Genomic DNA, 20,166 nt, shown 5'->3' with positions numbered 1-20,166 from the left:
TCACAGCCAGCGAGCGGAGATCTGGTGCGGGCTGACCTTGACCTGCGGCGCATCCTCGGCGAACCACTCCGCTTCGCGGATGGCCTTCATCGCCTCCTTGCGGACCTGCGGATCCAGTCGGTCGACGAACAGCACCCCGTCGAGGTGATCGGTCTCGTGCTGCACGCAGCGGGCGAGCAGGTCGCTGCCGGAGATGGTCACGGGTTCGCCGTACATGTTCTGACCGGTCGCGACCACCTGCAGCGCCCGCCGGGTCGGGAACGCCAGGTCGGGGATGGACAGACAGCCCTCGTCGCCGTCCTGCGTCTCGTCGGACAGGTCCAGGACGGGGTTGATCAGGTGGCCGATCTCGTCGTCGACCCACCACGTGAACACCCGCAGCGAGACACCCAGCTGCGGAGCGGCGAGGCCCGCCCCGGGCGCGTCCAGCATGGTGTCGGTGAGGTCCTGGACGAGCCGGCGCAGCTCCTTGTCGAAGGTCTCGACCGGGGCGGCGGGGGTACGAAGGACCGGGTCGCCGAACAGGCGGATCGGCAGGATGGCCACAGCAGCTCACTCTCAGCTCGGTGGGCACGAGTCTAGGCGGCGCCGCGCGGACCGCCGCGGCCACCGGGCCGCGCGGCGATCAGCCCAGCGCGACCGGATCCAGCCGGATCTCGACGGCGTCGGTCGCGCGGCGGGCACTGCGCAGTGACGCGGCGGCGTGCAGGGCGCGCGCCAGCGCTGCCCCGTCGGCGATGCGGGTGACCAGGATCGCGCGGGCGCGGGCCGGTCCCGGCGTCCGCTCCGCAGCCTCGTCGCGCCCCGGCGACACCGGTGCCGGGCCGAGGACCCGGGTCCCCGGCGGCGGCTGCAGGGCGGCCAGCAACTCGCCGACGGCCGCCGCCGGACCGGTGACGGTCGCCAGTCGTACCGCCGGTGGCAGCTGCGCCGCTTCGCGTTCGGCGAGCTCGCGTTCGGCGAGACCGGCCGGGTCCCACCGAAGCAGCGCCTGCAGCTGCGGCAGGGCCGGGTCGCCGACGACCACCACAGGCGCCTGCGGCCGGGCCAGCGCCGCCGCGCCGAACCAGCGCCGCGCCGCTTCCTCACCGGACCGCAGGTCGGCCCGGCCGAGCAATGCGCGGGCGTCCAGCAGCACCACCGCGGCGTAGCCACCGGCAGCGATCGGCTCCGCGCCCGGCGTCGCGACCACCAGCGCAGGCTTGTCCGGCACCGTCGCGACGACGTCGGAGCCGGCCGACACCGTGACCGGTACGCCGGGGAACGCGCGGCCCAGCTCGTCCACGGTTCGCAGCGCCCCGACCGTCACCGCTCGCAGCCGGGTGCCCGCACAGACCGGGCAGCGCCAGTCGCCGGCCAGCCGTCCGCACCACGCGCAGGCGGGCACCGCGTGCCCGGACGAGACCTGCAGCGGGCCCGAGCACACCGCGCAGCGCGCCGGCGTACGGCAGGACTGGCACGCCAGCGCCGGGACGTAGCCGCGGCGCGGCGCCTGCACCAGGACCGGGCCGTCGGCGAGCGCGGCATGCGCCGTCCGCCACGCCAGGTGCGGGAGCCGGGCGGATCGAGCTGCGGGGTCGCGCGCCAGTTCGGCGTCCTCACCGGTCGCCCGCACCCGCGGCGCGTACGTCCGCACCACTCCTCGCGGCGCCGTCACCGGCCGGGCCCACCCGGTCGCCACCAGCCGCGCGGCCTCGGCCGTGCGGGCGTAGCCGCCCAGCACGAGCGCGCAGCCGGTGCGGTGAGCCCGCAGCGCCAGCACCTCGCGGGCGTGCGGGTACGGCGCCCGGGGCTCGGCGAGCAGGTCGTCCCCGTCGTCCCACAGCACGGCCAGGCCCAGCTGATCGACCGGCGCGAATGCCGCGGCGCGGGTGCCGACGACGGCGCGCACGAGGCTTCGCCGTACGTCGAGGAACGTGCGGTACCGCCGTTCCGGGCCGGCGTCCGCGCGCAGCTCGGCGACGCTGCCGACGGTGGTCCGGGCCCGCAGCTGTGCTGTCATCCGGCCGGCGTCGCGCGCGTCCGGGACCACCACGAGCACCCCCCGGCCGGCAGCGAGGGTCGCGACCGCGAGGTGCGCCACGGCCTCGATCCACGGCTGGCCCGGCAGTGCCGACCACACCGCCCGGGGGCCCGGTTCGCCGGGCACCGGCGCGCCGACCCGGGCCAGCAGCGCGGCACCCCCGGTGTACTGCGCCCAGGGCCCGTCGTCGGCCGGCGGCACCGGGCGCGGTGCCGGATCGGGATCGGCCCGGCGCTCGGCCCGGGCGTGCCGCGGCGGCACGGCCAGCCGCAGCACGTCGGCCAGGCTGCCGGCGTAGTGATCGGCCACCGCCCGGGCGAGGCCGGCAACCTCGGTGGTGAGGACCTGCTCCGGGGAGACGACGCGCTCGATCCGGGCCAGGCGGCCGGGATGCTCGCTGCCCGCTACGCGTTCGAGTAGCCAGCCGTCGACCAGCCGGCCGGCGAAGCGGACCCGGACCCGGGTCCCCGGCAACGCGGTGGGCGCCAGCGAGGCCGGGACGGCGTAGTCGAAGGGCCGGTCCAGATGTGGCAGCGCCACCGCGACCACCACTCTGGCCACCGGATCGACGTCCGCCAGCGGCTCCGTCCCGATCACGGCGCTACCCGGGTCACGGCACAACCCTGGTCACGGCAGCCGCCCTGGTCACGACAGCCGCCCTGGTTATGGCAGCCGCCCCGGTCACGGCGCCGATCCTGGCAGCACCCGGTGACGGTCGGCCGTCGCTGTCCCCATCCGCGACGTTCCCGCCCGGACACCCGGCAGTCAGCGACCCGCTCCCGCCGCTCCCCCGCAGGTCAGCGGCGGCAACAGCAGCGCCGGGACGGTCAGCGGCCGGCGGCGGCGCGCAGCGCGTCGACCCGGTCCGTGCGCTCCCAGGTGAGGTCGGGCAGTTCGCGTCCGAAGTGGCCGTACGCCGCGGTCTGCCGGTAGATCGGCCGCAACAGGTCCAGGTCGCGGATGATCGCGGCCGGCCGCAGGTCGAAGACGTCGAGGACCGCGGCCTGGATCGCCTCGTCGGACGCCACACCGGTGCCGAAGGTCTCGACGAACACGCCGACGGGATGCGCCTTACCGATCGCGTAGGCGACCTGCACCTCGCAGCGGGTGGCCAGCCCCGCCGCCACGACGTTCTTGGCCACCCAGCGCATCGCGTAAGCCGCTGACCGGTCCACCTTCGACGGGTCCTTGCCGGAGAAGGCGCCGCCGCCGTGCCGCGCCATCCCGCCGTACGTGTCGACGATGATCTTGCGACCGGTCAGGCCCGCATCGCCCATCGGCCCACCGACCTCGAACTTGCCGGTCGGGTTCACCAGCAGCCGGAAGCCGTCCGAGGGCAGGTCGACGGTGTCCAGGATCGGTTCGACCACGTGCTTGCGGATGTCCGGCGCGAGCATGTTGTCCAGGCTGATGTCCTTGGCGTGCTGGCTGGAGACCACGACGGTGTCGATCCGGACCGGGCGGTCGCCGTCGTACGCGATCGTCACCTGGGTCTTGCCGTCGGGGCGCAGGTACGGCACCGTCCCGTCCTTGCGCACCGCGGTGAGCCGTTCGGCGAGCCGGTGCGCCAGGCTGATCGGCAGCGGCATCAGCGTCGGGGTGTCGTTGCAGGCGTAGCCGAACATCAGGCCCTGGTCACCGGCCCCCTGCCGGTCGATCTCGTCCCCGGAGCCTTCGACGCGCTCCTCGAACGCGTCGTCGACGCCCTGGGCGATGTCCGGCGACTGCTTGCCGATCGACACCTGGATCCCGCAGGACTCCCCGTCGAACCCCTTCACCGACGAGTCGTAACCGATCTCCAGCACGACGTCGCGGACGAGCTTCATCACGTCGGCGAAACCGTCGGTGGTGACCTCGCCGGACACGTGCACCTGCCCGGTGGTGAGCATCGTCTCGACGGCCACCCGGCTGCGGCGGTCCTGCCGCAGCAGGTCGTCGAGGATGGCGTCGCTGATCTGGTCAGCCATCTTGTCCGGGTGGCCCTCGGTCACGGACTCCGAGGTGAAGAGGCGATGTGCCACGCGGATCTCCTGTGGATGCAGCCGGCGGGGTCGAGGGAGTCTACCGAGCCGGCGGACCCCCAATCGGAAGTCAGTGGGTGAGACGGGCCACGACGAGGTCCCAGACGGCGTCGGCCAGCACGTCCTTGGGTCCCCTCGCGATCGGTACCTCGGCGCCATCGGCGCCGAGCACGACCGCCTCGTTGTCGGCCGTACCGAACGCCAGGCCCGAGCCGACCGGGTTCACCACGAGGAGGTCGACGCCCTTGCGCGCGAGCTTGGCCCGGCCGTGCTCGAGCACGGTGGCGTGGTCGTCGCCGGTCTCGGCAGCGAAGCCGACGATCACCTGACCCGGCCGGCGGGTCGCTACGATCTCCCGCAGGACGTCCGGATTGCGCTGCAGCACAAGGGGTTCGGGGACCTGATCGGGATCGTCCGACTTCTTGATCTTGTACGCCGCGGCGGCCGCCGGCCGGAAGTCCGCCACCGCCGCGGCCATCACCACGGCGTCGACGTCGACAGCGGCGGCGGAGACCGCGTCCTGCAACTCCAGCGCCGTCCCCACGGTCACGACCTTGACTCCGGCCGGCTCGGGCAGCGTGACGTTCGCGGCGACCAGCACGACCTCGGCGCCCCGGGCCGCCGCGGTCGCGGCCAGCGCCCACCCCTGCCGGCCGCTGGAGGCGTTGCCCAGGAAGCGGACCGGGTCGATCGGCTCGCGTGTCCCGCCGGCGCTGACGAGCACCCGGCGGCCGAGCAGGTCGGCGGCGCCGGACCCGCCGCGGGTGAGCACCCGTTCGGCGAGGGCGGCCAGCTCCGCCGGCTCGGGCAGCCGGCCGGCGCCGCTGTCGGCCCCGGTCAGCCGGCCGACCGCCGGCTCGACGACCAGCACGCCGCGCGAGCGCAGCGTGGCGACGTTGGCCCGGGTGGCGGGGTGCTCCCACATCTCGGTGTGCATCGCCGGCGCGAGCACGACCGGACAGCGGGCGGTCAGCAGCGTCGCGGTGAGCAGGTCGTCGGCCTGGCCCGTGGCGGCCTTGGCGAGCAGATCGGCCGTGGCCGGGGCCACCAGGACGAGGTCGGCCTGCTGGCCCAGCCGCACGTGCGGCACGTCGTGGACGTCGGCGAAGACGTCGCTGGCGACCGGGTGCCCGGACAGCGCCGCCCACGTCGGCGCGCCGACGAACTGCAGCGCCGCGGCCGTCGGCACGACTCGCACGTCGTGGCCGCTCTCGGTCAGCCGCCGGAGCAGGTCGGCGACCTTGTACGCCGCGATCCCGCCACCGACCCCGAGGACGATGCGGCGAGCCTGCGGGCCGGCGGTCACGGCGTTGACGGCGGGGTCAGCCCGCCGCCTCCTCCAGCGGCTCGATCGGCTCGGCGACCAGCAGGCCGGCGTTGATCTCCCGCATCGCGATCGACAGCGGCTTCTCCTGCACGTGCGTCTCCACGAGGGGACCGACGTACTCCAGCAGGCCCTCGCCGAGCTGGGAGTAGTACGCGTTGATCTGCCGCGCCCGCTTGGCCGCGTAGATCACCAGCGAGTACTTCGAGTCGGTCGCCTCGAGCAGCTCGTCGATCGACGGATGGGTGATGCCCTCAGGACGGGCTGACGTGGGCACGAGTGGCCTTCCGGTCGGGTACGGCGGCGGTGAAGCAGAGCGGTGGGGTCCGGTGGTTCGGGTGTCCTCGGTGGTCAGCCGCGGTCGTCGCCGGCGCGCTGGCCGCAGGAGGAACCGAGCAACTCTACCAAGGCGGCCGCGGCGTCACCGACCGACGAGTTCACCACGGTGGCGTCGAACTCCCGCTCCGCGGCCAGCTCCTGCCGGGCCACCTCCAGGCGCCGGGCGATGACGTCGGCCGGCTCGGTGCCGCGACCCACCAGCCGCCGGCGGAGCTCCTCCCAGCTCGGCGGGGCCAGGAAGACCAGCCGGGCGTCCGGCATCGCCGCGCGGACCTGCCGCGCCCCCTGCAGTTCGATCTCCAGCAGCACCGGGATGCCGGCCGCCAGCTGCCGTTCGACGTCGGCCCGGGGGGTGCCGTACCGGTTGCCGGCGAACTCCGCCCACTCCAGCAGCGCGCCGGCGGCGACCAGGGCGTCGAAGTGGTCGGCGGTGACGAAGCGGTAGTCGACGCCGTCGGTCTCCCCGGGGCGCGGCGGCCGGGTCGTCGCCGACACCGACACCCAGACGTCGGGGTGCTCGGCGCGCAGCCGGGCCACGACCGTGCTCTTGCCGACGCCGGACGGACCGGACAGCACCGTGAGGCGGTTCACGACCCGGATCGGGAGAACTCGCCCTCCAGGGCGGCGATCTGGTGCGGCCCGAGGCCGCGCACCCGCCGGGACTCGGCGATGCCCAGCCGTTCCATGATCTGCCGGGCGCGGACCTTGCCCACTCCGGGCATGGATTCCAGCAGTGCGGAGACCCGCAGCTTCCCGATGACCTTGCCGGCGCCCTCGTCGGACTGCCCGTCGCGAATCACGTCACCGATGTCGGCGCCGGAGTGCTTCAGGCGGTTCTTGACCTCCGCGCGCAGTCGCCGGGCCGCCGCGGCCTGGGCCAATGCCGCGGCACGCTGCTCCGCGGTGAGGTTCGGGAGGGCCATCTGACCTGCCTTCGTGCCGGTCCGATCGTGGGGTCACCGAGCGGCTCGCCCCCGGCCGCCGGCGACGTCGGCGACGGTATCGCACCGGGCCGGGCGGACGGCTCCGGCCATCGCGTCAGCGCAGGCTCGCCGCCATCGCCGCGGCGGCGGCGCCCGGATCGGCGGCCCCGGTGATCGGCCGGCCGACCACGAGCAGGTCGGCGCCGTCGGCCAGGGCCTGTTGCGGCGTGGCGACCCGCTGCTGGTCGCCCAGCGCAGCGCCCGCGGGGCGGATCCCCGGCGTGATCAGGGTGATCTCGGGGCCCACCGCGGCGCGGACCGCGGCCACCTCCTGCGGCGAGCAGACGACCCCGGTCGCCCCGGCCGCGACAGCGAGTTCGGCCAGCCGGGTCGCCGCCGTACCGGCCGGGCCGGCGAGGCCGACCGCGGCCAGGTCCTGCGGGCCGAGCGAGGTCAGCACGGTCACCGCGACCACGCAACAGCCGGGCAGGCCCTCGACGGCGGCGCGCACCATCGCCGCCCCGCCGCTGGCGTGCACGGTGACGTACGCCGGACGCAGCGGTGCCAGCGACCGTGCCGCCCCGCCGACGGTCGCCGGGATGTCGTGCAGCTTCAGGTCCAGGAAGAGCTCGCAGGGCGAGCCGGCGTCGGCAGCGGCCTGCCGGGCCGCCCGGACGCCGGCCTCGCCGTCGCGCAGATACACCTGCAGGCCGACCTTCAGGGTGCTCACGTACGGCGCAACGGCACCGGACCAGGCCCGCACCGTCGCCAGGTCCGGGGCGTCGAGGGCGACCGCGAGCGCCGCGGTCACGGGCCGACCTCGCCGTCGTCGTCGCCGAGGGCGGCGGCCGGGTCGCGATGCGCGAACGACACCGCGTCCCGGAACCGGTCGAAGCCACGCTCCGCCAGCGCCCGGGTCAGCTCCGCGGCGACTCGGGCCGGTGCCGACGGGTCGTTGAACGTCGCCGTACCGACCGATACCGCGTCCGCGCCGGCCAGCACGAGTTCCAGGGCGTCCCGGCCGGTGCGGATCCCGCCCATCCCCAGGATCGGGATGTCGGGAAACGCCTGCCGGACCTGCCAGATGCAGCGGACCGCGATCGGCCGGATCGCCGGTCCGGACAGGCCCCCGGTGATCCCGGCCAGCGCCGGTCGCATCGTGTCGGTATCGATGACCATGCCGAGGGCCGTGTTGATCAACGAGATCCCGTCGGCGCCGGCGTCGATGCAGGCACCGGCGATCACGGTGATGTCGGTGACGTCCGGCGACAGTTTCGCCAGCACCGGCAGCCCCGGCGCGGAACTGCGGCGGACGGTGTGGATCACCGCCGCCGCGGCGCTCGGGTCGCAGGCGAAGACCTGCCCGCGGCTCTCGACGTTCGGGCAGGAGATGTTGACCTCGATCGCCGTGATGTCGCTGACGTGGCGCAGCTTCTGCGCGAGCCGGGTGTACTCGTCGATGGACCCCCCGGCGATGGACACCACCGCGCGCGCGCCACGTTCCCGCAGCCAGGCGAGGTCGTGCTCCAGGAACGCGTCGATCCCCGGGCCCTGCAAGCCGATCGAGTTGAGCATGCCGGCGGGGGTCTCGGCCATCCGCGGCGTCGGGCGGCCCGACCGCGGCCGCAGCATGATGCTCTTGGTCACCACGGCGCCGAGCGAGGCCACGTCGAGGAACTGGTCGAGCTCGCGACCCGCTGCGGCACAGCCGGATGCGGTCAGCACGGGACTGGGCAGCGTGGCGCCGGCCAGCGACGTGGACATGTCGACGTCGGGCAGCACGTCCGGGCGCTGCCGGGGGCCGTAGGCGATGACGGCTCGGGTCACGACGGGCCTCCGTTCGCGGCCGGTACGGCGGCCTCCGGCTCCGGCTCGGGAGCGCCGAGGCAGTCCGCGGGCACCGTACCGACGTCGGCCCAGCGGACCCGGTCACCTCGGAACACCGGTCCGTCCACGCACGAGCGCAGCATCCGGGTCTGCCCGTCGTCGCCGACCACCGGTAGCACGCAGGTCATGCAGACCCCGACGCCGCACGCCATGGACTCCTCGACCGCGGTCTGGCTGTGCGCGCCGTGCGCGGCGGCCTGCTCGGCGACCGCGGCGAGCATGGGCATCGGGCCGCAGGCGTAGACCACCTCGCCGCCCACCCGGCGCAGCAGTTCGGGCAGCACGTCGGTGACCCGGCCTCGCTCTCCCACCGAGCCGTCGTCGGTCGTCAGCGTGAGGGAGGCGGCCATCCGCTTGGCGTCCAGTACGCCGAACAGCTTGTCCTCGCGTGCCGCGCCGAGGACCACGTCGACCCGGCAGCCCCGGGCGCGCAACTGCTCGGCGAGCATGAACAGCGGCGCCGACCCGTAGCCGCCGCCGACCAGCACGCAGGACACCGGCTCGCGGGGCAGCGCGAACGGCCGGCCGAGCGGGCCGACGACCTCGAGCGGATCGTGCCGGTGCCGCTCGGCCAACCAGCGGGTGCCCTTGCCGTTGACCGCGAAGACGATGTCGGCGGTGCCGCCGTACACGCCGCGGGACTGCACCTTGTGGATGCTGAAGGCACGCCGCAGCACCATGCCGCTTTCCTCGCCGCCCACGGCCAGGGTGAGGAAGTGCCCGGGCCGGGTCAGCTCCGGCACTCCGGGACAGGTGATGGTCATGACGTGATAGCCACCGACCCGGCGCAGCGCGAGCACCTCGCCCTTGACCTGGACCGGCATCAGCGACCGCCGTCCCGGGCCGGCCGACCGACCGGGCCGCCAGCGCGGGGATCCGGCCGGGAGCGCAGAGCGGCCAGCTCCTGAGCGTGTTCCTGCAGCGAACGGACGTTGATCTCGCCGCCGACGACGGCCTCGATGCCCTGCACCGCCGCAGCCAGACCCTGCACCGTGGTGATGCACGGCACGCCGGCCAGCACTGCGGCAGTGCGGATCTCGTACCCGTCCACCCGCGGCCCGACCCCGAACGGGGTGTTCACCACCATCTCGACGTCGCCGGCGAGGATGGCCTGCACGGTCGTCGGCGTGCCGTCCTCGCCCGGGCCCTCGGAGTGCTTGCGCAGGACGCCAGCCTTGACTCCATTGCGGCGCAACACTTCCGCGGTCCCCTCGGTGGCCAGCACCTCGAAGCCGAGATCGGCCAGCCGCTTCACCGGAAAGATCATCGTCCGCTTGTCCCGGTTGGCGACCGACACGAAGATCCGTCCCGCGGTCGGCAGGCCGCGACCGTACGTCGCCATCTGCGACTTCGCGAACGCCGTACCGAAGAAGCTGTCGATCCCCATAACCTCGCCGGTGGACCGCATCTCCGGACCGAGCACCGTGTCGACCCCCTGGAAGCGGCCGAACGGCAGCACGGCCTCCTTCACCGAGATCGGCGCGCCGATCGGCAGCGTCCCGCCGTCACCGTGCGCCGGCAGCAGCCCCTCGGACCGCAACTGCGCCACCGTCGCGCCCATCATCACCCGCGCCGCGGCCTGGGCGAGCGGGACCGCCGTCGCTTTGGACACGAAGGGGACGGTACGGGACGCCCGCGGATTGGCTTCCAGCACATAGAGGGTGTCCGACACCAGGGCGTACTGGACGTTGAGCAGGCCGCGTACGCCGACGCCGCGGGCGATCGCCTCGGTGGAGGCGCGGATCCGGTCGAGGTCGGAGCGTCCCAGCGTGATCGGCGGCAGCGCGCAGGCGGAGTCCCCGGAGTGGATCCCCGCCTCCTCGATGTGTTCCATGACCCCGGCGAGGTAGAGCTGCTCGCCGTCGTACAGCGCGTCGACGTCGATCTCGACGGCGTCGTCGAGGAACCGGTCCACCAGGACGGGGCGCTCGGGATGGACCTCGGTGGCCCGCTGCAGGTACTCGGCGAGCATCGCCTCGTCGTACACGATCTCCATGCCGCGGCCGCCCAGCACGTAGGAGGGCCGCACCAGGACGGGGTAGCCGATCGCGTCGGCGATCTGCTTGGCCTCGGCGAACGACGACGCGGTGCCGTGCTTGGGCGCCGGCAACCCGGCGTCGGCAAGAACCTGCCCGAACGCGCCGCGCTCCTCGGCCAGGTGGATGGACTCCGGGCTGGTCCCGACGATCGGCACGCCGGCGTCCTTGAGCTCTTGGGCCAGCCCGAGCGGGGTCTGTCCGCCCAGCTGCACGATCACCCCGGCGACCGGCCCCGCCGCGGACTCCGCGTGCACGACCTCCAGCACGTCCTCCAACGTCAGCGGTTCGAAGTACAGCCGGTCGGCGGTGTCGTAGTCGGTCGACACCGTCTCGGGATTGCAGTTGACCATGACGGTCTCGTACCCGGCCCGGCTCAGCGTGGTGGCGGCGTGGACGCACGAGTAGTCGAACTCGATGCCCTGCCCGATCCGGTTCGGCCCGCTGCCGAGGATCAGCACCGCCGGTTTGGTCCGGGGCGCCACCTCGGTCTCGTCGTCGTACGAGGAGTAGTGGTACGGCGTACGGGCGGCGAACTCCGCGGCGCAGGTGTCGACGGTCTTGAACACCGGCCGGACGCCGAGCCGGTGACGCAGCTGACGGATCTCGGCCTCGCCGCGGCCGCGAATACCGGCCAGCTGCCGGTCGGAGAACCCGTGTCGTTTCGCCAGCCGCAGCACGTCCGCGTCGAGCTCGTCGGCCTCGGCCACCACGGCGGCGATCTCGTTCAGCAACCCGATCTGGTCGAGGAACCACGGGTCGATACCGGTGGCTGCGTACACCTGCTCGACGGTGGCCCCGGCCCACAACGCCTGCTGTACCAGCAGGATCCGGCCGTCGTGCGGGGTCGCCATCCGCTGCAGGCAGTCGGCCACGTCGATGGTCGCCGGGTCGGCCGCCCAGCTGAAGACCGCCTCGGGCCGCTCGACCGACCGCAGCGCCTTCTGCAGCGCCTCGCCGTAGTTGCGGCCGATGGCCATGGCCTCGCCCACGCTCTTCATCGTCGTGGTCAACGTGGTGTCCGCTGCCGGGAACTTCTCGAACGCGAAGCGGGGCACCTTGACTACGACGTAGTCCAGCGTCGGCTCGAAACTCGCCGGGGTTTCCCGCGTGATGTCGTTGGCGATCTCGTCGAGGGTGTAGCCGATCGCGAGCTTGGCGGCGATCTTGGCGATGGGGAAACCGGTCGCCTTGCTCGCCAGCGCGCTCGACCGGGACACCCGCGGGTTCATCTCGATGACGATGATCCGGCCGTCGGCCGGATCGACGGCGAACTGGATGTTGCAGCCACCGGTGTCGACGCCGACCGCCCGGATCACCGCGATGCCGATGTCGCGCAGTCGCTGGTACTCGCGGTCGGTCAGCGTCAGCGCCGGGGCGACGGTGATCGAGTCGCCGGTGTGCACGCCGACCGGATCGACGTTCTCGATGCTGCAGACGACCACCACGTTGTCGGCGTGGTCGCGCATGAGCTCGAGTTCATACTCCTTCCAGCCGAGGATGGATTCCTCCAGCAGGACCTCGTGCGTGGGACTGGCCGTCAGCCCGGCGCCGGCGATGCGCCGCAGTTCCACCGGGTCGTGGGCGAAGCCCGAACCGGCACCGCCCATGGTGAATGAGGGCCGCACGACCACCGGGTAGCCGAGGTCGTCGGCGGCCTGCAGGCATTCGTCGAGGGAGTGACAGATGTGGCTGCGAGCGCTCTGTGCGCGCACGCCGTCGACCACGATCGTGTCGACCAGCTCCTTGAACCGTTCGCGATTCTCGCCGGCCTCGATGGCGTCGACGTTGGCACCGATCAGCTCGACGTCGTACCGCTGCAGGACTCCATTGGCGTGCAACGACATTGCGGTGTTCAGCGCGGTCTGGCCGCCGAGCGTGGCCAGCAGGGCGTCGGGGCGTTCCCGGGCGATGATCTTCTCGACGATCTGCGGGGTGATCGGTTCGACGTAGGTCGCGTCCGCGAACTCGGGGTCGGTCATGATCGTCGCCGGGTTGCTGTTGACCAGGATCACCCGGAGCCCCTCGGCGCGCAGCACCCGGCAGGCCTGCGTCCCGGAGTAGTCGAACTCGCAGGCCTGGCCGATCACGATCGGGCCGGAGCCGATGACGAGGACCGAACGCAGGTCGTGGCGGCGGGGCATCAGCGGCCGCCCTTCCCGGCGGTCGCGCCGCCTGAGTCTGGGGCATCGACGAAACCGCCCAGGTACGAACAGAACCGGTCGAACAGGTACGCCGCGTCGTGCGGCCCGGCGGCGGCTTCCGGGTGGTACTGCACGCTGAACGCCGGGACGTCCAGGCAGTGCAGTCCCTCGACCACGTCGTCGTTGAGGTTGACGTGACTGACCTCGGCGCGGCCGTACGGGGTGTCGCAGACCCGGTCCAGCGGGGCGTCGACGGCGAAGCCGTGGTTGTGCGCGGTGACCTCGACCCGGCCGGTGACCCGGTCCTGCACCGGCTGGTTGATGCCCCGGTGGCCGTACTTCAGCTTGTACGTGCCGAAGCCGAGCGCCCGGCCGAGGATCTGATTGCCGAAACAGATCCCGAACAGCGGCCGGCTCACGTCCAGCGCCGCCTGGGCGAGACTGACCGCATGGTCGGCCGCGGCGGGATCGCCGGGTCCGTTGGACAGGAAGACACCATCGGCCGGCACTGCCAGCAGGTCCGCGGCGCTCACCGTCGCCGGCAGCACGTGCACCTCGATCCCCCGCTGCGCCATGCGATGCGGCGTCATGGCCTTGATGCCAAGATCGACGGCCGCGACGGTGAACCGCTTCTCGCCGATCGCCGGCACGACGTAGGGCTCCGGCGTCGTGACCGCGCCGGTGAGGTCCGCGCCGGTCATCGGCGGACTGGCCAGCACCCGCTCGACGAGGTCGTCGACCGGGGCCGCCGCGGCGTCGCCGCTGAACAGCCCGACGCGCATGGCGCCCCGTTCGCGCAGGTGCCGGGTCAGCGCCCGAGTGTCGATGTCGCACACCCCGACCACGCCGCCGGCCCGCAGCTCGTCGTCCAGGGTCCGGCGCGATCGCCAGTTGCTGGCGACCCGTGACGGGTCGCGTACGACGAACCCGGCGACCCAGATCCGGCGCGACTCAGCGTCCTCGTCGTTCATCCCGGTGTTGCCGACGTGCGGCGCGGTCATCACCACGACCTGCCGGTGGTACGACGGGTCGGTCAGCGTCTCCTGGTAACCGGACATCCCGGTGGCGAACACCGCCTCGCCGAACGTCTCGCCGACCGCCCCGAACGACGATCCCCGCAGCACCCGGCCGTCCTCCAGCACGAGCATCCCCGGCACCGCCGAACGTCCTATCAGCGCGGTCATGCAGCTCCCTCCTGGGCGTGGACCAGTCCTGCCACCGCGACGGCGACCGCTTCGTGATCCGCGGTGTGCCGGGCGCGGAACCCGGTGTCCAGCACCAGATCGCCCAGCGACCAGGTGAGCACCAGCACCCCGTGCGCCTCGTACACCCGGCCGGCGATACCCCGCTGCAGGCTCACCGCCCGCAGGGCAGTAGCCGGGACGAACAGCTCGGCGCCGCCCGCCCGATCGAGCAGCACGCCCTCGGCCGTCACGGTGAGCGAGGCGGCGCTGCGTGTACCGAGGCCGTGCGCGACGATCCGGTCCAGCCAGTCGCCGGACCGGACCGTGCCGACGTACAGGCCGTCCAGCCGGTCGACCAGCGGCGCCGACAGCCGCGCCGGCGGCGGTGCCGGCGCGGGCACGTCGGCCTGCCGGCGGCCTCGCCGTACCCAGCCGCGGCGCATCGCCCACAGCGCCAGCCCGACGACACCGAGCAACGCCAGGACGAGCAGGAACCGGACCGTGCCCTGGGTCACCGGTGCCGACGCGGCCGCCAGCGCTCCGTCGCCACCGCTCACGTGAGCGCTCCGTCCAGCACCGTGGCGCGGCCGGCGAAGAACGTGGCGACCACCCGGGTCGGCAGTTCGCGGCCCGCGAACGGAGTGTTGCGGCTGCGGCTGGCCAGCGCCGCCGGGTCGACGACCCACCGCGCCGCCGGGTCGACCAGCACGACGTGGGCCGGTTCGCCGACCGCCAGCGGCCGCCCCTGTCCGGCGACCCGGCCGATGCGGGCCGGTCGCACCGACATCCGGTCGGCCAGCAGCCGCCAGTCGGGGCCGTCCGGACCGCTGGTGGCCTCGACGGTCACCCCCAGTGCGGTCTGCAGGCCGACCATGCCGAAGGCCGCGTCGGCCCACTCGCAGTCCTTGTCCTCGTGCGGATGCGGCGCGTGGTCGGTGGCGACGGCGTCGATGGTCCCGTCGGCCAGTCCCGCCCGCACCGCCTCGACGTCGGCCTTGGTCCGCAGCGGCGGGTTCACCTTGTAGACCGGGTCGTAGGTCGTGGCCAGCTCGTCGGTGAGGCTGAGGTGATGCGGGGTGACCTCCGCGGTGACCGCGATGCCGCGGGCCTTGGCCGCGCGGACGATCTCGACGGTGCCCGCCGTCGACACGTGGCAGACGTGCAGCCGCGACCCGACGTGGGCGGCCAGCAGGGTGTCGCGCGCGACGATGGCCTCCTCGGCCACCGCCGGCCAGCCGCGCAGGCCGAGGACACCGCTGAGCACCCCCTCGTTCATCTGGGCGCCCTCGGTCAGCCGGGGCTCCTGGGCGTGCTGCGCGATGGCACCGTCGAACGCCTTGACGTACTCCAGCGCGCGGCGCATCAGCACGGCGTCGCTCACGCAGCGGCCGTCGTCACTGAACAGCCGGACGCCCCCGGCGCTGTCGGCCATCGCCCCGAGCTCGGCCAACCGTTCCCCGTCGAGGCCGACCGTGACCGCGCCGACCGGCCGGACCTCGACCAGGCCCACGCGCTGACCGAGCCGCCAGACCTGCTCCACCACCCCCGCGGTGTCGGCGACCGGATCGGTGTTGGCCATCGCATGGACCGCCGTGAAACCGCCCAGAGCCGCTGCGCAGGAGCCGGTCTCGACGGTCTCGGCGTCCTCGCGGCCGGGCTCGCGCAGGTGGGTGTGCAGGTCGACCAGACCGGGCAACGCCACCAGACCGTCGGCGTCGACGACGCCGGCGCCGGCCCGCGACGCCGTCCCCGGCGCCGCCACCTCGACGATCCGGCCGTCGGCGAGCACGAGGTCGACGGGATCACCGCCGTACGGCCGGGCGCCGCGCAGTACGTAATCGGGACCGGTCATGGGCGGTTGTCCTCCGATTCGACGGCAACGGCGGGCTCGCCGAACTGCGCGCCGCCCAACAGCAGGTACAGCACGGCCATCCGGACACTGACCCCGTTGGTGACCTGTTCGACGATCGCCGACCGCCCCGAATCGGCCACGTCGGCGGCGATCTCCATGCCGCGGTTCATCGGGCCCGGGTGCATCACGATCGCGTGCTCGGGCAGCAACGACGTACGGCGGACGTCCAACCCGTACCGCCGGCTGTACTCCCGGGCGCTCGGGAAGTACGCGGCGTTCATCCGCTCGACCTGCACCCGCAGCATCATCACCACGTCGGACTTCGGCAGCGGCGCATCCAGGTCGAAGCTGACGTCACAGGGCCAGGTATCGATGCCCACCGGCAGCAGCGTCGGCGGGCCGACGACGGTGACGTGCGCCCCGAGGGTGTGCAGCAGCAGGATGTTCGACCGCGCGACGCGGCTGTGCAGCACGTCGCCGACGATGGTGACCCGCCGCCCGTCGAGGCCGCCGACGCCGCCGCAGAGCCGGTTGCGCATCGTGTACGCGTCCAGCAGCGCCTGCGTCGGGTGTTCGTGGGTGCCGTCGCCGGCGTTGACCACCGTCCCGCCGATCCAGCCGGAGTGCGCCAACCGGTGGGGCGCACCGGACGCTGCGTGACGGATCACCACGGCGTCGGCCCCCATCGCCTGCAAGGTCAACGCGGTGTCCTTCAGGCTTTCGCCCTTCGACACGCTGGAACCCTTGGCGACGAAGTTGATGACGTCGGCCGACAGCCGTTTCGCGGCGGCCTCGAAGGAGATCCGGGTACGGGTCGAATCCTCGTAGAACAGGTTCACCACCGTCCGGCCGCGCAGCGTCGGCAGCTTGCGCACCGACCGTTGCGACAGCCGCGCCAGTTCCGCGGCGGTATCCAGGACGAGCAACGCATCGTCCCGGCTCAGGTCGGCCGCGCTGAGCAGGTGCCGGTTCACCGGGCCGGTCCCAGCACGACCGCGTCGACCCCGTCGTACTCGGCCAGTTGCACCCGGACCACCTCGCGCAACGAGGTCGGGATGTTCTTGCCGACGTAGTCGGCGCGGATCGGCAACTCCCGGTGGCCGCGGTCAACCAGCACCGCCAGCTGCACGACCGCGGGCCGACCGATGTCGCCGAGCGCATCGAGCGCGGCGCGCGCCGTACGGCCGGAGAACAGCACGTCGTCGACCAGGACCACGACGCGGCCGTCCACGCCGCCGGCCGGGATGTCCGTGGGCGCCGGCGCGCGCGCCGGCCGCAGCCGCAGGTCGTCGCGGTACATCGTGACGTCGAGCGCTCCGCAGGGGACCGTGGTCCCTTCGATCTGACCGATCCGGGTGGCGATCCGCTGGGCGAGCGCGACGCCACGGGTGGGAATGCCGAGGACGACCAGATCGGCGGCGCCCTTGCCACGTTCGACGATCTCGTGGGCGACCCGGGTCAGCGCACGGGCTATCTCGCCGGAATCGAGGACGGGCCGGGCCGGCGCAGGAGCGCCAGCGGGATCGGCGGCAGACGTCATCAGTCAGCCGACCTCCTTCCCCGCCTCGCCGGACGGGTCGTTAAAGGACGTCGTTGCGCCGCTGAGCCTAGCAGCGCAAGCCGTTCCCCCAATCCGGCGTCGCCACCCCCCGGCCGCGTCGTGGCCGTCGTCGATCCCTGCGTCGCCGTCGTCGGTCCCGGCGGTGGCGTCGTCGGTCCCGGCGTCGCCGTCGTCGTTTCCGGTGTTGCCGTCATGGTCCCGGCGGTGGCGTCGTCGTTTCCGGTGTTGCCGTCGTCGTTTCCGGTGTTGCGCGCGTTGTGGTCGCTCAGCGGCGGCCCAAGGCCGCCGTGAGCGACGTCAAGGCGCGCAAAGCCGGACGGTCTGCGCCGGACGGTCTGCGCCGAACGGTCTGCCCCGGTCTGCGCCGGATGGAGCAACGGTCGCCCGCTGAGTTGCTTCCCCTCGATCACGCTCCGTAACGTCCAGTGACGTCACCAGAGCGGCGGCGACGCGACGTGACACGTACGGCGCCGAGCCGCGGCGACTGCACCTGACGACGACCGCACCTGACGACCACTGCACTTGACGACGACCGCACCTGACGACCACTGCACCTGGAGCGCACCATGGCCACCGACTACGCGAAGGCGCTGGGCTCACGGCTGCGCGCCATCCGCCAGCAGCAGGGCTTGTCGCTGCACGGTGTCGAGGAACGGTCCGACGGCCGCTGGAAGGCGGTCGTCGTCGGGTCCTACGAACGCGGCGACCGCGCCGTCACGGTGCAGAAGCTCGCCGAGCTCGCCGACTTCTACGGCGTACCGGTCTCCGAACTGCTCCCGGACGGTTCCCCGAACTCCGCCGCCGAACCGCCTCCGCGACTGGTCATCGACCTGGAACGGTTGGGTCAGGTCCCGGCCGAGAAGGCCGGGCCGCTGGCGCGGTACGCCGCTGCCATCCAAGCGCAGCGCGGCGACTACAACGGACGGATCCTGTCCATCCGTCAGGACGACCTGCGCACCCTGGCGGTCATCTACGACGAGCCGCCGAGCATGCTCGCCGACCAACTCATCGCCTGGGGAGTCCTCAACCCCGAGGCCCGGCACGCCCTGGACTGACCACGTCGGACGGCGGCACCACAAAATCGCTGCGGCCGTAGGGCAGCGTGGCTCCGCCGCTGCCACCGCAAGGGTCGGCAACGGTCCAGCGTTGTGCGCCCTTCCGGTGGCACCGCGAAAAGGACCGGAGTGCACCGGCACCCACCGGGAAAACGCTGCGAGAGTGCGGCTTCAGCGTTCGGCGGAGCCGGAACCCATCCGGTGGACCCGCATACCGTTGGTGGTGCCGGGGATCCCGGGTGGGACACCGGCGACGAACACCACGCGGTCGCCGTACGTCGCCCGTCCGATCTCCATGAGGGTGGCGTCGACCTGTTCGACCATGTCGTCGGTGTGGGTGACCTGCGGTACCAGGAACGTCTCGACGCCCCACACCAGCGACAACTGGCTGCGTACCCGCGGGTTCGGCGTGAAGGCCAGCAGCGGGATGGACGTGCGGTGGCGGGCGATCAGGCGGGCCGAAACTCCAGTTTCGGTGAACGCGATCAGGTACGTCGCGCTGACCGCCTCACCGACGCTGACCGCCGCCGCGGTCAGCGCGCGCGCGGTGGATCCGGGCGGGTCGGGCTCCAGCCGCGCCAACCGGTCCAGGGCCTCGTCCTCGACGTGCGCGATGATGCGCGCCATCGTGCGTACGACGAGGCCGGGATGCACGCCCACGCTGGTCTCGCCGGACAGCATGAGGGCGTCGGCACCGTCGAGCACCGCGTTGGCCACGTCGCTGGCCTCCGCCCGGGTCGGCCGGCTCGCCGAGATCATCGAGTCGAGCATCTGTGTGGCGACGATGACCGGTTTGCCGGCGGCCCGGCACAACGCGATGGCCCGCTTCTGCACCAACGGCACCTGTTCCAGCGGTAACTCCACGCCGAGGTCGCCGCGAGCGACCATCACGCCGTCGAAGGCGGCCACGATGTCGGCGAGGTTCTCCACCGCCTGTGGCTTCTCGACCTTGGCCAGGATCGGGATGCGGACGCCCTCGGAATCCATGACGCGGACGACGTCGTCCATGTCCGCCGCTGAACGGACGAATGACAGCGCGATCAGGTCCACCCCGGTACGCAGCGCCCACCGCAGGTCCTCGATGTCCTTGTCCGACAACGCCGGCACGGACACCGCCACCCCGGGAAGGTTGATCCCCTTGTGGTCGGACACCGGGCCGCCTTCGATGACCTTGGTGACCACCCGGGCGCCGACGACCTCCACCACTTCCAGGGCGACGCGACCGTCGTCGACCAGGATCGTGTCGCCCGCCGCGACGTCACGGGTCAGGCCCGAATACGTGGTGGAACAACAGTCTTCGTCGCCGGCCACGTCTTCGGTCGTGATGGTGAAGAGGGCCCCCGGTTCCAGGTGTGCCGATCCCGTGGCGAAGCGGCCGAGGCGGATCTTCGGGCCCTGCAGGTCGACCAGGACGCCCACACCGCGGCCGGTCTCGTCGGCGACCTGCCGGATCCGGGCGTACGCCTGCTCGTGGTCGGCATAGCTGCCGTGCGACAGGTTGAGCCGGGCCACATCCATGCCGGCGTCGACGAGGTCGCGGATCGCTGCCAGCGTGCCGGTCGACGGCCCCATCGTGCAGACGATCTTCGCGCGGCGCATGGTCCCGACTGTACCGAGCAGCCTTGCCGCAGACCGGCGACCTTCGATCATCGCTGCCTGAGGTCATCACGGCCGTCGGTCATCACGGCCGTGGTCATCCCTGCCGTCGATCATGCTGCCCGATGGCAGCCGATCACGACGCCGCCGGCAGACCACGAGCGGGACGTCCGCACACCGGCCGCAGACCACGGGCGCGTCAGACCACGAGCGGACGTCAG

At 72.9% G+C, this 20,166-nt stretch carries 19 protein-coding genes; 2 read left to right on the top strand and 17 right to left on the bottom strand.

The genetic code is table 11. The annotated features are described in order from the left end of the window. The 16 genes from def to pyrR all read right to left on the bottom strand — a co-directional run bounded on the left by def (window position 1) and on the right by pyrR (window position 17,273). Window positions 1-546 carry a peptide deformylase gene (gene def / locus EPO13_01350; GenBank protein TAK71165.1) on the bottom strand — a complete coding sequence of 182 codons (546 nt, stop codon included), beginning with the start codon at window positions 544-546 and terminating at the stop codon, window positions 1-3. Window positions 547-625: 79 nt separating this feature from the next. Beyond that, entirely contained in the window at window positions 626-2,572 is a 1,947-nt protein-coding gene (locus EPO13_01345; protein TAK71205.1) for a primosomal protein N', read from the bottom strand. 278 nt (window positions 2,573-2,850) lie between these two features. After that, window positions 2,851-4,044, bottom strand: coding sequence for a methionine adenosyltransferase (locus EPO13_01340; protein TAK71164.1), 1,194 nt, complete (start codon window positions 4,042-4,044; stop codon window positions 2,851-2,853). 70 nt (window positions 4,045-4,114) lie between these two features. After that, window positions 4,115-5,350, bottom strand: a complete 1,236-nt coding sequence (gene coaBC / locus EPO13_01335) for a bifunctional phosphopantothenoylcysteine decarboxylase/phosphopantothenate--cysteine ligase CoaBC (GenBank protein ID TAK71163.1) — start codon at window positions 5,348-5,350, stop codon at window positions 4,115-4,117. Between the two features lie 16 nt (window positions 5,351-5,366). Then, window positions 5,367-5,645: a DNA-directed RNA polymerase subunit omega gene (locus EPO13_01330; GenBank protein ID TAK71162.1), complete on the bottom strand. Its 279-nt coding sequence runs from the start codon at window positions 5,643-5,645 to the stop codon at window positions 5,367-5,369. A gap of 74 nt (window positions 5,646-5,719) precedes the next feature. Continuing rightward, window positions 5,720-6,307, bottom strand: a complete 588-nt coding sequence (locus EPO13_01325) for a guanylate kinase (protein TAK71161.1) — start codon at window positions 6,305-6,307, stop codon at window positions 5,720-5,722. Further along, window positions 6,295-6,630 (bottom strand): 30S ribosomal protein S13, encoded by a 336-nt coding sequence (locus tag EPO13_01320; GenBank protein TAK71160.1) that lies wholly within the window; start codon window positions 6,628-6,630, stop codon window positions 6,295-6,297. The genes EPO13_01325 and EPO13_01320 overlap by 13 nt, the downstream gene beginning before the upstream one ends. Before the next feature lie 115 nt (window positions 6,631-6,745). Further along, the gene (locus EPO13_01315; protein TAK71159.1) at window positions 6,746-7,441 is read right to left on the bottom strand and encodes an orotidine-5'-phosphate decarboxylase; all 696 of its coding nucleotides are present in this window, start codon (window positions 7,439-7,441) and stop codon (window positions 6,746-6,748) included. Further along, window positions 7,438-8,394, bottom strand: a complete 957-nt coding sequence (locus tag EPO13_01310) for a dihydroorotate dehydrogenase (GenBank protein TAK71204.1) — start codon at window positions 8,392-8,394, stop codon at window positions 7,438-7,440. The genes EPO13_01315 and EPO13_01310 overlap by 4 nt, the downstream gene beginning before the upstream one ends. Before the next feature lie 59 nt (window positions 8,395-8,453). Continuing rightward, complete coding sequence (locus EPO13_01305) at window positions 8,454-9,341, bottom strand: dihydroorotate dehydrogenase electron transfer subunit (GenBank protein ID TAK71158.1); 888 nt, start codon at window positions 9,339-9,341, stop codon at window positions 8,454-8,456. Further along, window positions 9,341-12,697 carry a carbamoyl-phosphate synthase large subunit gene (gene carB / locus EPO13_01300; GenBank protein TAK71157.1) on the bottom strand — a complete coding sequence of 1,119 codons (3,357 nt, stop codon included), beginning with the start codon at window positions 12,695-12,697 and terminating at the stop codon, window positions 9,341-9,343. The genes EPO13_01305 and carB overlap by 1 nt, the downstream gene beginning before the upstream one ends. Next, window positions 12,697-13,881 (bottom strand): carbamoyl-phosphate synthase small subunit, encoded by a 1,185-nt coding sequence (carA, locus tag EPO13_01295; GenBank protein TAK71156.1) that lies wholly within the window; start codon window positions 13,879-13,881, stop codon window positions 12,697-12,699. Before carA ends, carB begins: the two co-directional genes overlap by 1 nt. Further along, the gene (locus tag EPO13_01290) at window positions 13,878-14,438 is read right to left on the bottom strand and encodes a hypothetical protein (protein TAK71155.1); all 561 of its coding nucleotides are present in this window, start codon (window positions 14,436-14,438) and stop codon (window positions 13,878-13,880) included. Before EPO13_01290 ends, carA begins: the two co-directional genes overlap by 4 nt. Continuing rightward, on the bottom strand, window positions 14,435-15,733 hold the full coding sequence (locus EPO13_01285) for a dihydroorotase (GenBank protein ID TAK71154.1): 1,299 nt from the start codon (window positions 15,731-15,733) through the stop codon (window positions 14,435-14,437). Before EPO13_01285 ends, EPO13_01290 begins: the two co-directional genes overlap by 4 nt. After that, complete coding sequence (locus tag EPO13_01280) at window positions 15,730-16,707, bottom strand: aspartate carbamoyltransferase catalytic subunit (GenBank protein ID TAK71153.1); 978 nt, start codon at window positions 16,705-16,707, stop codon at window positions 15,730-15,732. The genes EPO13_01285 and EPO13_01280 overlap by 4 nt, the downstream gene beginning before the upstream one ends. Further along, window positions 16,704-17,273, bottom strand: coding sequence for a bifunctional pyr operon transcriptional regulator/uracil phosphoribosyltransferase PyrR (pyrR, locus tag EPO13_01275; protein TAK71152.1), 570 nt, complete (start codon window positions 17,271-17,273; stop codon window positions 16,704-16,706). Before pyrR ends, EPO13_01280 begins: the two co-directional genes overlap by 4 nt. A 120-nt stretch (window positions 17,274-17,393) precedes the next feature. Here pyrR and EPO13_01270 point away from each other — a divergent pair, with 120 nt between their 5' ends. Together EPO13_01270 and EPO13_01265 are read left to right on the top strand one after the other, a co-directional pair. Then, window positions 17,394-17,585, top strand: coding sequence for a hypothetical protein (locus tag EPO13_01270; GenBank protein TAK71151.1), 192 nt, complete (start codon window positions 17,394-17,396; stop codon window positions 17,583-17,585). Between the two features lie 275 nt (window positions 17,586-17,860). Beyond that, entirely contained in the window at window positions 17,861-18,349 is a 489-nt protein-coding gene (locus EPO13_01265; GenBank protein TAK71150.1) for a transcriptional regulator, read from the top strand. Between the two features lie 171 nt (window positions 18,350-18,520). Here EPO13_01265 and pyk read toward each other — a convergent pair whose 3' ends face one another. Next, on the bottom strand, window positions 18,521-19,948 hold the full coding sequence (gene pyk / locus EPO13_01260) for a pyruvate kinase (protein ID TAK71149.1): 1,428 nt from the start codon (window positions 19,946-19,948) through the stop codon (window positions 18,521-18,523). Window positions 19,949-20,166: the final 218 nt, after the last annotated feature.

It is taken from the genome of Actinomycetota bacterium, assembly GCA_004297305.1.
In the GTDB taxonomy this organism is placed as follows: Bacteria; Actinomycetota; Actinomycetes; order S36-B12; family FW305-bin1; genus FW305-bin1.
The sequence above is the reverse complement of the archived record's forward strand: the minus strand, read 5'-3'. Positions and strand labels throughout refer to the sequence as shown.

Excerpts from the sequence above, each read along its gene's own strand:
- pyk (TAK71149.1), bottom strand. The coding sequence starts at position 19,948 with ATGCGCCGCGCGAAGATCGTCTGCACGATGGGGCCGTCGACCGGCACG.
- pyrR (TAK71152.1), bottom strand. The coding sequence starts at position 17,273 with ATGACGTCTGCCGCCGATCCCGCTGGCGCTCCTGCGCCGGCCCGGCCC.
- EPO13_01310 (TAK71204.1), bottom strand. The coding sequence starts at position 8,394 with ATGTCCACGTCGCTGGCCGGCGCCACGCTGCCCAGTCCCGTGCTGACC.
- EPO13_01320 (TAK71160.1), bottom strand. The coding sequence starts at position 6,630 with ATGGCCCTCCCGAACCTCACCGCGGAGCAGCGTGCCGCGGCATTGGCC.
- EPO13_01285 (TAK71154.1), bottom strand. The coding sequence starts at position 15,733 with ATGACCGGTCCCGATTACGTACTGCGCGGCGCCCGGCCGTACGGCGGT.
- carA (TAK71156.1), bottom strand. The coding sequence starts at position 13,881 with ATGACCGCGCTGATAGGACGTTCGGCGGTGCCGGGGATGCTCGTGCTG.
- EPO13_01265 (TAK71150.1), top strand. The coding sequence starts at position 17,861 with ATGGCCACCGACTACGCGAAGGCGCTGGGCTCACGGCTGCGCGCCATC.
- EPO13_01305 (TAK71158.1), bottom strand. The coding sequence starts at position 9,341 with ATGCCGGTCCAGGTCAAGGGCGAGGTGCTCGCGCTGCGCCGGGTCGGT.
- carB (TAK71157.1), bottom strand. The coding sequence starts at position 12,697 with ATGCCCCGCCGCCACGACCTGCGTTCGGTCCTCGTCATCGGCTCCGGC.